The organism is Pseudomonas sp. TWP3-2, from assembly GCF_049897765.1.
In the GTDB taxonomy this organism is placed as follows: Bacteria; Pseudomonadota; Gammaproteobacteria; order Pseudomonadales; family Pseudomonadaceae; genus Aquipseudomonas.
The window spans coordinates 54,315-67,491 of record NZ_JAFCWW010000002.1 but is presented as its reverse complement, the minus strand read 5'-3'; the positions used below and the strand labels follow the sequence as shown (position 1 = coordinate 67,491).

The 13,177-nt window shown below is 58.8% G+C and carries 11 protein-coding genes; all 11 read right to left on the bottom strand.

The window, feature by feature from the left end:
* Nucleotide 1: 1 nt before the first annotated feature.
* Nucleotides 2-2,032: a pyridoxamine 5'-phosphate oxidase family protein gene (locus ACP7EE_RS03440; RefSeq protein WP_426233494.1), complete on the bottom strand. Its 2,031-nt coding sequence runs from the start codon at nucleotides 2,030-2,032 to the stop codon at nucleotides 2-4.
* 45 nt (nucleotides 2,033-2,077) lie between these two features.
* Nucleotides 2,078-2,704, bottom strand: a complete 627-nt coding sequence (locus tag ACP7EE_RS03435) for a glutathione S-transferase family protein (protein WP_420649380.1) — start codon at nucleotides 2,702-2,704, stop codon at nucleotides 2,078-2,080.
* A 103-nt stretch (nucleotides 2,705-2,807) separates the two neighbouring features.
* Nucleotides 2,808-3,734 carry a LysR family transcriptional regulator gene (locus tag ACP7EE_RS03430; RefSeq protein ID WP_426233492.1) on the bottom strand — a complete coding sequence of 309 codons (927 nt, stop codon included), beginning with the start codon at nucleotides 3,732-3,734 and terminating at the stop codon, nucleotides 2,808-2,810.
* Between the two features lie 312 nt (nucleotides 3,735-4,046).
* Nucleotides 4,047-5,879, bottom strand: coding sequence for a glutamine--fructose-6-phosphate transaminase (isomerizing) (glmS, locus tag ACP7EE_RS03425; RefSeq protein ID WP_426233490.1), 1,833 nt, complete (start codon nucleotides 5,877-5,879; stop codon nucleotides 4,047-4,049).
* Nucleotides 5,880-5,881: 2 nt separating this feature from the next.
* Nucleotides 5,882-6,658, bottom strand: a complete 777-nt coding sequence (locus ACP7EE_RS03420) for a DeoR/GlpR family DNA-binding transcription regulator (protein ID WP_426203528.1) — start codon at nucleotides 6,656-6,658, stop codon at nucleotides 5,882-5,884.
* 133 nt (nucleotides 6,659-6,791) lie between these two features.
* Nucleotides 6,792-8,159 carry a bifunctional UDP-N-acetylglucosamine diphosphorylase/glucosamine-1-phosphate N-acetyltransferase GlmU gene (gene glmU, locus ACP7EE_RS03415; protein WP_426233488.1) on the bottom strand — a complete coding sequence of 456 codons (1,368 nt, stop codon included), beginning with the start codon at nucleotides 8,157-8,159 and terminating at the stop codon, nucleotides 6,792-6,794.
* Nucleotides 8,160-8,277: 118 nt separating this feature from the next.
* Nucleotides 8,278-8,703 (bottom strand): F0F1 ATP synthase subunit epsilon, encoded by a 426-nt coding sequence (locus ACP7EE_RS03410; RefSeq protein ID WP_420650089.1) that lies wholly within the window; start codon nucleotides 8,701-8,703, stop codon nucleotides 8,278-8,280.
* Between the two features lie 45 nt (nucleotides 8,704-8,748).
* Nucleotides 8,749-10,128 carry a F0F1 ATP synthase subunit beta gene (atpD, locus tag ACP7EE_RS03405; RefSeq protein ID WP_042556890.1) on the bottom strand — a complete coding sequence of 460 codons (1,380 nt, stop codon included), beginning with the start codon at nucleotides 10,126-10,128 and terminating at the stop codon, nucleotides 8,749-8,751.
* Between the two features lie 27 nt (nucleotides 10,129-10,155).
* Complete coding sequence (gene atpG, locus ACP7EE_RS03400; RefSeq protein ID WP_426233486.1) at nucleotides 10,156-11,016, bottom strand: F0F1 ATP synthase subunit gamma; 861 nt, start codon at nucleotides 11,014-11,016, stop codon at nucleotides 10,156-10,158.
* Nucleotides 11,017-11,066: 50 nt separating this feature from the next.
* Nucleotides 11,067-12,611, bottom strand: a complete 1,545-nt coding sequence (gene atpA / locus ACP7EE_RS03395) for a F0F1 ATP synthase subunit alpha (RefSeq protein ID WP_158830525.1) — start codon at nucleotides 12,609-12,611, stop codon at nucleotides 11,067-11,069.
* 21 nt (nucleotides 12,612-12,632) lie between these two features.
* Entirely contained in the window at nucleotides 12,633-13,169 is a 537-nt protein-coding gene (locus ACP7EE_RS03390; protein WP_426203532.1) for a F0F1 ATP synthase subunit delta, read from the bottom strand.
* Between the last annotated feature and the right edge of the window lie 8 nt (nucleotides 13,170-13,177).

The following is a 13,177-nucleotide window of genomic DNA, read 5'->3' as shown; positions in this document are numbered from 1 at the left end:
CTCACAGATCCAGCACCAACGGCTGCGCACTCTGTGCCGGCACCGCACAACAAATCAGCACTTGTCCCTCCTCCGGCACTTCCGCCGGGGGCTGTGGATAATTCACCGCGCCGCTGATCAACCGCGTCCGGCAGGTGCCGCACGACCCGCCGCGACAGCTGAACTCTGGGCGCAGGCCACGGCTTTCCGCCAGCTCCAGCAGGCTGCCGCCATCCGGTTGCCAGCGCGCCTCTTTCGCCGAGCGTTCGAACACCACTGACACCGATGTGGTCGCGGCGGGTAATTGTTCGATGACGATGGCGTCCGGATCAGCCTGGCGCTTGAGCGTCGAGGGACCGAAGGTTTCGGCGTGGATCTGCGCATCGCGTACGTCCATCTCGCGCAGGGTGTCGTACAAACCCTGAGTAAAAGCGCCTGGGCCGCACAGCACAAAATCGACCTGATCGAAATCTTCGACCGTCAGCAGGTTACGCAGCAGTGCACCGTCGATTCGCCCGCGCAAATCGTAATCTTCGCCCTCGATCAAATCGCTCTCGGGCTGGCTGAGCAAGTGCAGCACGCGTACGGCATCGCCTGCGTCTTCCAGCAATCGATCAAGCTCCGCCACGAACGGCTGATCGGCCAGGGTGCGCGAACTCTGGATAAACCAGGTCGGACGAATGCCCCGCGTGCGCAGTCCCTGATACACCACCTCGCGCAGCATCGACAGCAACGGCGTGATTCCCACCCCTGCCGCCAGCAACACCAATGGCCGATGTTCCAGCGGCGCCACGGTGAAATGCCCCTTCGGCGCGCGCGCCTCAAGCACATCACCTACGCGAATTTGTTCATGCAGGTGCCTGGAAATCAAACCGTCACGCTTGACGCTGATGCGGAAGAAATCGTCCGATGGCGCACTCGACAGACTGTAAGTGCGAATCTGTGATTCACCATTGAGGCTGAAACGCAGCGGCAGATGCTGACCGGCCATGAACACCGGCAAACCGGCGCCATCATCTGGCTCAAGATAGATCGAGCGAATGTTCTGACTTTCCGCTGTGATGCGCGTGACGCGCAGGGGCCGCCAGCGATCGCCCAGTGCCTGCGCCTGCAAACGTGCCTCGGCCTGCGCCCAGTTGCCGGTCAACAGACTGGTCGGCGACATGCCGTCGAAGCGCCAGCGCAACGCCAATGCTGCCGGGCGCCGCACCAGTTTTTCCACTTCGAATGTCCACAACCGCTCGGCGCCCTGAAAGGCTTCGATCTGCGGCCCCTCAAGAACGATTTCAGTGCGCCCGCTGAGTTGCAGCACATCGCCTGTGGAAAAGTCGATGAACAGCAACCCGGCCCGGGGATTGAGCAGCAGGTTGCCGAGGGTGTTGAAGTGCAGGTTGCCGGCGAAGTCCGGGATGGTCAGGCGATTGCCTTCGACGCGGACGAAACCGGGCTGCCCGCCACGATGGGAAACATCTACTGCGCGCTGTCCATCGACATCGACGTAACTGGCGACGAAGAAGGTGTCAGCGCTTTCGATCATGGCGACGGCCGCGTCATCCAGTGCGTTCAGATGCTGAGCAGGTCGCGTCGCCGGATCACTTAGCGGGACGCGCTGAAACTGACGCAATTGAATGTATTGCGGGCAGTTGCCGAAGGCTTGATCGACTGTCAGATCGAAACCTGTCGCGCGCAGATTGGCGACATGCCCGTTGAGCCGATTGCGCCGCCGCGTGTGCAGTTCGATTCCGAGCAAGCCGATTGCCGCTCCGTCCTGCAACTGTGCCGGGTCGTCGGCCGCAGGCTGGCTGGCGAACTGCAACACAGTGGGTTCAGGCGACCGGGCGAAACCCGGCGCACCTTCGAGCACGCTGGCCCAAGGGTAGCCATGCGCGTCCACCGCGCCGTACAGCATGAACGGCAATTGCTGATAGAACTCACGGTGCTGATCCGGCATCCAGCTGCGAATCACCTTACGCCCGAACTGCTCCATTCTCTCGGCAACACCGACATGTGCCTGCAACTGCTGTTCGCCAGCGTGCCACGGTGAACGTTCCATCACGACCTCTCCCCCGCGCCATTGGCACAGTGTGGATTGCGAGTATCAAGCAGTGGTCTGCAGACCGGCGACGGTGCGCGGCATACCGACAAAACCGGGCAAGGCTTCGACGCGCGCCAGCCAGGCGCGGACGTTGGCGTAGTCGTCCAGCGACACATTGCCTTCCGGTGCATGAGCGATGTAACTGTAGGCCGAGACGTCGGCGATGGTGGGTTCGCTGCCGGCCAGAAATGGCGTCTTGCCGAGTTCGGCGTCCATCACCTTGAGGAAGTTATGCGCCCGGGTGATCACTTCTTCGGCATTGAGCTTGGCCCCGAACACCGTGATCAGGCGCGCCGCTGCCGGGCCGAAAGCAATTGGGCCGGCCGCCGCAGACAACCAGCGCTGCACGTGCGCGGCACCCACTGGATCGCTGGGCAACCAACGGCCATTGCCATACTTCTGCGCCAGATACACCAGAATCGCATTGGAATCGGCGAGTACCACGCCGTTGTCATCAATCGCCGGCACTTGTCCGAAGCTATTGATAGCCAGGTATTGCGGCTGCTTGTGCTCGCCCTTGGCCAGGTCGACGAAGATCAGTTCGGTCGGCAATTGCAGCAGCGACAACATCAGCTCGACACGGTGAGCATGGCCGGAACGCGGGAAGTTGTAGAGTTTGATCGGTTGCATGGTCGACTCCGCTGGTAGAGGTGCCGTTCTGGATTGACGTCACCGATGGCAGTCATCTTCTACCCATCGTCAAAACAACAGAATCACCAGCATTCGCAATCGATTATTTCAGTGAAGGAAATAATGCAGCGTTCTTCAGCGCCGGATGCTCACGCAGAGCCTGCACCGCATAGTCGACGAAACTACGCACCCGCGCGGGGGCCTTGCGCCCACCTTGATACACAACATGGATCGGCAGCGGCGGCAGTTCGAAGTCAGCGAGGACAATTTCCAGTTCACCCGAAGCGACTTTGCCCGCGACTTGATAGGACAACACCCGGGTGAGCCCCAAGCCCAGACAAGCGGCACTGATTGCAGCCTGATTGGCGGTGACCACCATGCGCGGTTCCGGGCGCACGCTGATCAGTTCTCCATGCTCAAGAAAAGGCCAGTTGCGCAAATGGCCTATCGCGGAGGTCGCCACCACCCGCGCGCTCGCCAGTGCCTGTGGATGAGTCGGCCGACCGTTGGCCGCGAAATAGCCCGGAGAACCACAAATCACCCGCCGCACTTCACCCACGCGAATCGCATGCTGATTGCTGTCCGGCAGCTCGCCGATGCGCACCGCCACATCGATGCCTTCCTCGACCATGCTGACGATCCGGTCGACCAGCACGGCGTTGATGCAAACGTCTGGATACTGCGTCAGATAACCGGCCATCACCGGTGTGACAAACAGCTCGCCGAACAATACCGGCGCCGTTACCGTCAATTGCCCACGCGGCTGGGTATGACTGCCTGCGGCGGAATCCTCCGCTTCCTGCACCTCGGCGAGAATTCTTCGACAATCCTCCAGATACCGCTGACCCGCTTCGCTCAGATGCACGCTGCGTGTAGTGCGGATCAGCAATTGCGTACCGATGCGCTGCTCCAGGGCTGCAACCGCGCGGGTAACGCTGGCGGCGGACAAACCCAGGCGGCGCGCAGCCGCAGAGAAGCCCTGCTCCTGGGCGACGGCGGCGAAGACTTGCATTTCCTGGAAGCGATCCATTCATTAACCCCTAAATCGTAGCAATCCTCAGTTGGTGAACATCTGAGTAAGGATTACATGCGTGCCACGCTCCATCAGATAAACCTGCACGAGATTAAACACTCATTCAGTGCTCGGGAATTGCGGATTTTATTCCTGCTTCGAGAATGCGCTCCATGCCTCTAACCGCCTGGCAAAGGGAACGTAACAAGCGTTCAAAATAGACGTAATCCGCGGATCTTAAAGCGGATATTTTGGGAGGGGTTTCGAGAGAAGAACGAGTGAAACCAATGCGGCTCAAGAGCGCCTGACCACGCTCTTGAGCCTCTGGACTTACTCCACCGTCACCGACTTCGCCAGATTCCGCGGCTGATCCACGTCAGTGCCTTTGAGCACAGCGACGTAGTACGACAACAGTTGCAGCGGAATGGTGTAGAGGATCGGCGACAGGATGTCGTGGATGTGCGGCATCTGCACAACGTGCGTGCCTTCGCCGTTGGTCATTCCGGCCTTCTCGTCGGCGAACACAATCAGTTCGCCGCCGCGCGCGCGGACTTCCTGCAGGTTGGATTTAAGTTTTTCCAGCAGTTCGTTGTTCGGCGCAACGGTGACCACTGGCATGTCGTTATCCACAAGCGCCAGCGGACCGTGCTTGAGTTCGCCGGCCGGGTAGGCTTCGGCGTGGATGTAAGAGATTTCCTTGAGCTTCAAGGCACCTTCCATCGCTACCGGGAATTGCGCGCCACGACCGAGGAAAAGGGTGTGGTTCTTCTCGGCGAACAGCTCGGCGATTTTTTCCACGGTGCTGTCCATCGCCAACGCTTCACCGAGGCGAGTCGGCAGACGGCGCAGTTCTTCTACCAGGCGGGCTTCAACGCCCTCGGCGAGCGTGCCGCGCACTTGGCCCAGGGACAGGGTCAGTAACAGCAGACCGACCAGTTGCGTGGTGAAGGCTTTGGTCGAGGCCACGCCGATTTCGCGACCGGCCTGAGTCAGCAGGGTCAAGTCGGATTCACGCACCAGCGAGCTGATGCCGACGTTGCAGATCGCCAGGCTGGCGAGGAAACCCAGTTCCTTGGCGTTGCGCAGTGCGGCCAGGGTGTCAGCGGTTTCGCCGGACTGCGAGATGGTCACGAACAGCGTGTCCGGTTGCACCACGACTTTGCGATAGCGGAATTCACTGGCGACTTCGACCTGGCACGGGATGCCAGCCAGCTCTTCGAGCCAGTAACGCGCAACCATGCCCGCGTGGTAGCTGGTGCCGCAGGCGACGATCTGCACGTTGCGTACTTTGGCAAACAGCTCGGCAGCCTGCGGGCCAAAGGCTTGCACCAGTACCTGATTGTGGCTGAGGCGACCTTCGAGGGTGCGCTGGACCACGGTCGGTTGCTCGTGGATTTCCTTGAGCATGTAGTGGCGATACTCGCCCTTGTCGGCAGCTTCGGCGCCGTCGGTGTACTGCACGGTTTGACGCTCGACGGCCACGCCGTTGACGTCCCAGATCTGCACCTTGTCACGCTGGATTTCAGCGATGTCGCCCTCTTCCAGGTACATGAAACGGTCGGTGACCTGACGCAGCGCCAGTTGATCGGATGCAAGGAAGTTCTCGCCCAGACCCAGGCCGATCACCAGTGGACTGCCACTGCGCGCGGCAATCAGGCGATCCGGCTGCTGCGCGCTGATCACGGCCAGGCCATAAGCACCATGCAGTTCCTTGACGGTCGCCTTGAGGGCAACGGTCAGATCGTGCAAATCCTTGAGCTTGTGATTGAGCAGGTGGGCGATGACTTCGGTGTCGGTATCGGAGGTGAACACATAGCCCAGCGCCTTCAGTTGCTCGCGCAGCGCTTCGTGGTTTTCGATGATGCCGTTGTGCACCACCGCGATGCCTTCGGAAAAAATCGGGTGGGCGTTGCGCTCGCACGGCGCGCCGTGGGTTGCCCAACGTGTATGGGCAATGCCCAGACGACCGACCAGCGGGTGTTCGGCCAGAGCGGTTTCCAGCTCGCTGACCTTGCCCGGGCGACGCATGCGCTCAAGGGTCTGGTCGTTGGTGTAGACCGCCACACCGGCGCTGTCATAGCCGCGGTATTCGAGGCGCTTGAGGCCTTCGAGCAGGATGGCGGTAATATTACGTTCAGCAACGGCGCCGACAATTCCACACATGCTTATTTCTCCTGACTGACAGCCGCGCAAATCAGATTGATACCGCGGGCCTGAATCTGATCGCGTGCCTCTTGGGGCAAGCGCTCATCGGTGATTAGGGTATGGACGCTGCTCCATGGCAGCTCCAGATTGGGAATCTTGCGGCCGATCTTGTCGGCCTCGACCATCACGATCACTTCCCGCGCTACATCCGCCATCACCCGGCTCAGGCCAAGCAATTCGTTGAACGTGGTGGTACCACGCACCAGGTCGATGCCATCGGCACCGATAAACAACTGGTCGAAGTCGTAAGAGCGTAGTACCTGCTCGGCGACCTGGCCCTGGAACGATTCCGAGTGCGGATCCCAGGTGCCGCCGGTCATCAACAGAACAGGCTCGTGTTCGAGTTCGCTCAAGGCGTTGGCGACGTGCAGGGAGTTGGTCATGACCACCAGTCCCGGCTGCTGGCCGAGTTCTGGAATCATCGCGGCGGTGGTGCTGCCGCTGTCGATGATGATGCGCGCGTGCTCGCGAATGCGCGTGACGGCAGCGCGGGCAATCGCCTGTTTGTGTTTGGAGACTACTTGGCTGGTGTCTGCGACCAGTTCCTGCGGCAGGGTAATCGCCCCGCCGTAACGGCGTAACAACAGACCGTGACTTTCCAGCGCGGCGAGATCCTTGCGAATCGTGACTTCCGAAGTTTCGAAGCGCTTGGCCAACTCGTCCACGCTGACTTCACCCTGCTCATTGAGCAAAGCGAGAATATTGCGGCGACGTTGCGGCGTATTGCGTTTCGACATGGGAGCCTAAGTTTCGATTCGAAAGATAACGTAAGCAATCAAAACCTATTGGCCGGAAATCGTCAAGCCGCGGGCAAAAAAAAGATCGTCCGTTACCGGACGATCTTTTGATCTTCAAGCCGTTGTGGATAACTCAACTCTTTTTGATCTTCTCTGGCCGCTTCCAGCCATCAATGTTCTTTTGCCGCGCGCGACCTACCGCCAACTGTGCGTTATCGACATTCTGGGTAATGGTCGAACCCGCCGCAGTGGTCGCACCAGCAAAGATATCCACAGGCGCTACCAGCGAATTGTTGGAACCGATGAATACATCTTCACCCAACACGGTTTTCCACTTGTTGGCGCCATCGTAGTTGCAAGTGATGGTGCCAGCGCCAATGTTGGTGCGCGCGCCGATTTCGGCGTCACCCAAGTACGTGAGATGTCCGGCCTTGGCGCCCTCGCCCATGTGGGCGTTTTTCAGTTCGACAAAGTTACCCACATGCGCGCGAGCTTCGAGCACTGTGCCCGGACGCAAACGCGCGAACGGGCCAGCGTCGCTCCCTTCGCCCAGAATCGCCCCTTCAATGTGACTGTTGGCCTTGATCACCACGCCTTTGCGCAGGGTGCTGTCCTTGATCACGCAGTTCGGGCCGATCACCACGTCGTCTTCAATGACAACCTTGCCTTCGAGAATCACGTTGATGTCGATCATTACGTCGCGACCAACGGTCACTTCACCGCGTACGTCGAAGCGAGCCGGATCGCGCAAAGTCACGCCTTGGGCCATCAGGCGGCGGCCAGCACGCAATTGGTAATGGCGCTCCAGTTCGGCGAGCTGCTTGCGATCATTGGCGCCCTGCACTTCCATTGGATCGTGAGGTTGCTCAGTCGCGACAACCAAGCCGTCGCTGACCGCCATTTCGATCACGTCGGTCAGGTAGTACTCACCCTGAACGTTGTTGTTCGACAGGCGACCCATCCAGTCAGCCAAGTGAGCGGCAGGCACTGCAAGAATGCCGGTGTTGCCTTCAGTGATCGCGCGCTGTGCTTCGCTGGCGTCCTTGTGCTCGACAATCGCCGCGACCTTGCCGTCGGCATCGCGCACGATGCGGCCATAACCGGTCGGGTCATCGAGTTCGACGGTCAGCAAGCCCATCTGCCCCGGAACGACTTGCTTGAGCAGGCGTTGCAGGGTTTCGACTTCGATCAGCGGCACGTCGCCGTAGAGGATCAATACTGTGTCAGCGGTGATAAACGGCACGGCCTGGGCGGTGGCATGGCCAGTCCCGAGTTGTTTATCCTGCAGCACGAAATTCAGATCGTCGGCCGCCAGGCGTTCACGCACGGCGTCGGCACCATGGCCGATCACCACGTGAATCCGCTGCGGATCGAGTTGACGGGCGCTGTGGATAACATGGCCAAGCATGGAGTTGCCAGCAATCGGGTGCAGCACTTTCGGCAGTGCCGAACGCATGCGTGTGCCTTGACCGGCCGCGAGAATAACGATTTCGAGAGACATGACTGGCTACCAATCCTGGGTGGTCAGCAACTGCGACCGGGTTTGTAGAATTCGAAAAAGAAAAAAGGGTAGCCGAGGCTACCCTTTTTTATCAATCGCACAACAAGCGGCTGACGGATTAACCGCCAAACTTCTTGCGGATCTGCTGGACGGTACGCAGCTGAGCTGCGGCCTCGGCCAGACGAGCGGCAGCGGAGCCGTAATCGAACTCCGAACCTTTTTCATGCAAGGCCTTCTCGGCAGCCTTAACGGCTTCCAGAGCGGAGGCTTCATCCAGGTCGGCTGCGCGTTGCACGGTGTCGGCAAGAACCTTGACCATGTTCGGCTGAACCTCGAGGAAACCACCGGAGATGTAAAACACCTCGGCTTCCCCGCCCTGCTTGATCAGGCGGATAGGACCCGGCTTGAGATTAGTGATCAGCGGCGCGTGGCCCAGAGCGATACCAAGATCACCCAGTGCACCGTGCGCAATCACCATCTCGACCAGGCCGGAAAAGATTTCTCCTTCCGCGCTGACGATATCGCAATGGACTGTCATAGCCATCTGATTGCCTCAACCTAAATTAGCGCCCGTTGCCGGGCGCCGGGATTACAGTTTCTTGGCTTTCTCGATCGCTTCTTCGATGCCGCCAACCATGTAGAACGCTTGTTCTGGCAGGTGGTCGTAGTCACCGTTGAGGATGCCTTTGAAGCCAGCAATGGTGTCTTTCAGGGAAACGTATTTACCCGAAGCACCGGTGAAGACTTCAGCCACGAAGAACGGCTGCGACAAGAAGCGCTGGATCTTACGAGCACGGTTAACCAACTGTTTGTCGGCTTCCGAAAGTTCGTCCATACCCAGGATCGCGATGATGTCTTTCAGCTCTTTGTAACGTTGCAGAACGTACTGGACGCCGCGAGCGGTGTCGTAGTGGTCCTGGCCGATTACGTTCGGATCCAGCTGGCGCGAAGTCGAGTCGAGTGGATCGACCGCTGGGTAGATACCCAGGGAAGCGATGTCACGGGACAGAACGACAGTGGCGTCCAAGTGGGCGAAGGTGGTCGCTGGCGACGGGTCGGTCAAGTCATCCGCAGGTACGTATACCGCTTGGATCGAAGTGATCGAACCTTCCTTGGTCGAAGTGATACGTTCTTGCAGAACGCCCATCTCTTCAGCCAGGGTCGGCTGGTAACCTACTGCGGAAGGCATACGGCCCAGCAGTGCGGATACTTCAGTACCGGCCAGGGTGTAACGATAGATGTTGTCGACGAACAGCAGAACGTCGTTACCTTCGTCACGGAACTTCTCGGCCATGGTCAGGCCAGTCAGTGCTACGCGCAGACGGTTACCCGGCGGCTCGTTCATCTGACCGTAAACCAGTGCCACTTTGTCCAGAACGTTGGAGTCCTTCATCTCGTGGTAGAAGTCGTTACCCTCACGGGTACGCTCGCCCACACCAGCGAACACGGAATAACCGCTGTGCTCGATGGCGATGTTACGGATCAGTTCCATCATGTTTACGGTTTTGCCTACACCGGCACCACCGAACAGACCGACTTTACCGCCTTTGGCAAACGGGCAAACCAGGTCGATAACCTTGATGCCGGTTTCCAGCAGGTCGTTGCCGCCTGCCTGTTCAGCGAACGAAGGTGCCGGACGGTGAATGCCCCAGCGCTCTTCGGTGTCGATCGGGCCAGCTTCGTCGATCGGGTTACCGAGGACGTCCATGATACGGCCCAGAGTCGCTTTACCGACCGGTACGGAGATGGCTGCGCCAGAGTCGGTGACTTCCAGACCGCGCTTCAAGCCTTCGGTGGAACCCATCGCAATGGTACGAACCACGCCGTCGCCCAGCTGCTGCTGAACTTCCAGAGTGGTGCCGGCATCGCTTTGTACTTTCAAAGCGTTGTAGATGCTCGGTACGCTGTCGCGTGGAAATTCCACGTCGATAACGGCGCCGATGATTTGAACGATACGTCCGCTACTCATAGCTGGATCCTCTGAATATTTGAACCGTTAAACCGCGGCAGCGCCGCCGACGATTTCCGAGATCTCTTGGGTGATCGCAGCCTGACGCGCCTTGTTGTAGATCAGCTGCAAATCGCTGATCAAATCACCGGCGTTGTCGGTAGCGTTCTTCATCGCGATCATCCGCGCAGCTTGTTCAGCCGCGTTGTTCTCGACCACCGCCTGGTAGACCTGCGACTCGACGTAACGGACCATCAAGCCGTCAAGCAGCTCTTTGGCATCCGGTTCGTAGAGATAGTCCCAGTGGTGCTTGAGTTCTTGATCCGGGGTCGCCACCAATGGAATCAACTGCTCCACGGTAGGCTGTTGCGTCATGGTGTTGATGAACTTGTTGGACACAACGCTCAGACGGTCGATACGACCATCGAGGTAGGCATCCAGCATCACCTTGACGCTGCCGATCAGATCATTGATCGACGGCTCTTCACCCAGGTGGCTGATAGCTGCAACGACGTTACCGCCGAAGTTGCGGAAAAAGGCCGCACCCTTGCTACCAACTACGCACAGATCAATCTCGATGCCGTTATCGCGGTTTACCGCCATGTCCTTGACCAAGGCCTTGAACAGGTTGGTATTCAAGCCGCCGCACAGACCACGGTCACTGCTCACTACGACATAACCGACACGCTTTACTTCGCGGTCGATCATGAACGGGTGGCGGTATTCCGGGTTGGCGTTGGCCAGATGCCCAATAACCTGGCGGATGCGCTCCGCATAAGGACGGCTAGCAGCCATGCGCATTTGTGCCTTGCGCATTTTGCTGACCGCCACTTTTTCCATGGCGCTGGTAATCTTTTGCGTGCTTTTGATGCTCGCAATCTTACTGCGAATCTCTTTTGCGCCTGCCATGTAACACCTATCAGGTTAGCAAGCGGGAGCCTCGCGGCTCCCGCTGCGGCTTACCAGGTTTGGGTGGCCTTGAACTTCTCGATACCGGCTTTCATGCCAGCGTCGATTTCGTCATTGAAGTCACCCTTCACGTTGATCTTCGCCATCAAATCGGCGTGATCGCGGTTGAAGAAAGCAATCAGCGCTTGCTCGAAGCTGCCGATCTTGGCGATTTCAACGTCAGTCAGGAACCCACGCTCAGCGGCATACAGCGACAGCGCCATGTCAGCGATCGACATTGGTGCGTATTGCTTCTGCTTCATCAGCTCGGTAACGCGCTGACCATGCTCAAGTTGCTTGCGGGTCGCTTCGTCCAGGTCAGAAGCGAACTGGGCGAATGCCGCCAGTTCACGGTACTGAGCCAGAGCGGTACGGATACCACCGGAGAGCTTCTTGATGATCTTGGTCTGCGCGGCACCACCCACACGGGATACCGAAACACCGGCGTTCACAGCAGGACGGATCCCGGAGTTGAACATGGCCGATTCCAGGAAGATCTGACCGTCGGTGATGGAAATCACGTTGGTCGGAACGAACGCGGAAACGTCGCCAGCCTGGGTTTCGATGATCGGCAGTGCGGTCAGGGAACCGGTTTTGCCGGTCACTGCGCCGTTGGTGAACTTCTCTACGTATTCTTCCGAAACGCGGGATGCGCGCTCCAGCAGACGGGAGTGGAGATAGAACACGTCGCCTGGATAAGCTTCACGGCCTGGTGGACGGCGCAGCAGCAGGGAAATCTGGCGGTAAGCCACTGCTTGCTTGGACAGATCGTCATAAACGATCAGCGCGTCTTCACCGCGGTCGCGGAAGAATTCACCCATGGTGCAACCGGAGTACGGTGCCAGGAATTGCAGCGCAGGAGATTCCGAAGCACTGGCAGCCACGATGATCGTGTTGGCCAGGGCGCCGTTTTCTTCCAGCTTGCGAACCACGTTGGCGATGGTCGATTGCTTCTGACCGATAGCTACGTAGACGCAGAAAATGCCGCTGTCTTTCTGGTTGATGATCGCGTCGATGGCCAAAGCGGTTTTACCGATCTGACGGTCGCCGATGATCAGCTCACGCTGGCCACGGCCGACAGGAATCATGGCATCGACAGCCTTGTAGCCAGTCTGTACAGGCTGGTCTACCGACTTACGCCAGATCACGCCTGGAGCAACTTTCTCGACCGCGTCGGTCTCGGTGTTGCCCAGTGGACCTTTACCGTCAACAGGGTTACCCAGTGCGTCGACTACGCGACCCAGCAGTTCCTTACCAACCGGAACTTCGAGGATGCGGCCAGTGCACTTGGCGCTCATGCCTTCGGCAAGAGACTGGTAAGCGCCCAATACAACGGCACCTACGGAGTCTTGCTCCAGGTTGAGGGCCATACCGTAGACGCCGCCCGGAAACTCGATCATCTCGCCGTACATTACGTCGGCCAGACCGTGAATCCGCACGATGCCGTCAGATACGCTGACGACAGTGCCTTCGTTACGGGCTTGGGAGGTCACATCGAGCTTGTCGATGCGGCCCTTGATAATTTCACTTATTTCGGAAGGATTGAGTTGCTGCATTGCTCTGCTGCCCCTTCAAACTCAAGATTTCAATGCTTCGGCAAGTTTCGCGAGTTTGCCGCGAATCGAGCCATCGATAACCAGGTCGCCGGCGCGGATGACAACACCCCCAATAAGGGCTTTGTCTTCCTCGACTTGCAGGCGCACTTCCCGGTTGAGTCGTGCACTGAGAACCTTGGCGAGTTTGTCTTGCTGATCTTGGTTCAATGCAAAAGCACTGGTCACTTCAACGTCTACCGATTTCTCTTGTTCGGCCTTGTACAGGTCGAAAAGAGCGGCGATCTCCGGCAGAAGCGGGAGACGGTCGTTTTCGGCAACGACGTTGATGAAGTTCTGTGCCTTCACATCAAACTTGTCGCCGCACACGTCAATAAACGTGGCGGCCTTTTCTGCGCTCGTCAGTCGCGGGGCCTTGAGCACGCGCTGCATGGTGTCGTCTTGCGACACCGCTGCAGCCAGGCCGAGCATGGCTGACCAATTGGCCAGTTGCTGGTGGGCCTGAGCGTGCTCGAAGGCCGCCTTAGCGTAAGGTCGGGCCAACGTGGTCAGTTCTGCCATGATCGCCC

Coding starts and splice junctions, on each gene's coding strand:
- ACP7EE_RS03430 (WP_426233492.1), bottom strand. CDS start 3,734: ATGGATCGCTTCCAGGAAATGCAAGTCTTCGCCGCCGTCGCCCAGGAG.
- glmS (WP_426233490.1), bottom strand. CDS start 5,879: ATGTGTGGAATTGTCGGCGCCGTTGCTGAACGTAATATTACCGCCATC.
- ACP7EE_RS03435 (WP_420649380.1), bottom strand. CDS start 2,704: ATGCAACCGATCAAACTCTACAACTTCCCGCGTTCCGGCCATGCTCAC.
- atpG (WP_426233486.1), bottom strand. CDS start 11,016: ATGGCAGGCGCAAAAGAGATTCGCAGTAAGATTGCGAGCATCAAAAGC.
- ACP7EE_RS03410 (WP_420650089.1), bottom strand. CDS start 8,703: ATGGCTATGACAGTCCATTGCGATATCGTCAGCGCGGAAGGAGAAATC.
- atpA (WP_158830525.1), bottom strand. CDS start 12,611: ATGCAGCAACTCAATCCTTCCGAAATAAGTGAAATTATCAAGGGCCGC.
- ACP7EE_RS03420 (WP_426203528.1), bottom strand. CDS start 6,658: ATGTCGAAACGCAATACGCCGCAACGTCGCCGCAATATTCTCGCTTTG.
- ACP7EE_RS03440 (WP_426233494.1), bottom strand. CDS start 2,032: ATGGAACGTTCACCGTGGCACGCTGGCGAACAGCAGTTGCAGGCACAT.
- atpD (WP_042556890.1), bottom strand. CDS start 10,128: ATGAGTAGCGGACGTATCGTTCAAATCATCGGCGCCGTTATCGACGTG.
- ACP7EE_RS03390 (WP_426203532.1), bottom strand. CDS start 13,169: ATGGCAGAACTGACCACGTTGGCCCGACCTTACGCTAAGGCGGCCTTC.
- glmU (WP_426233488.1), bottom strand. CDS start 8,159: ATGTCTCTCGAAATCGTTATTCTCGCGGCCGGTCAAGGCACACGCATG.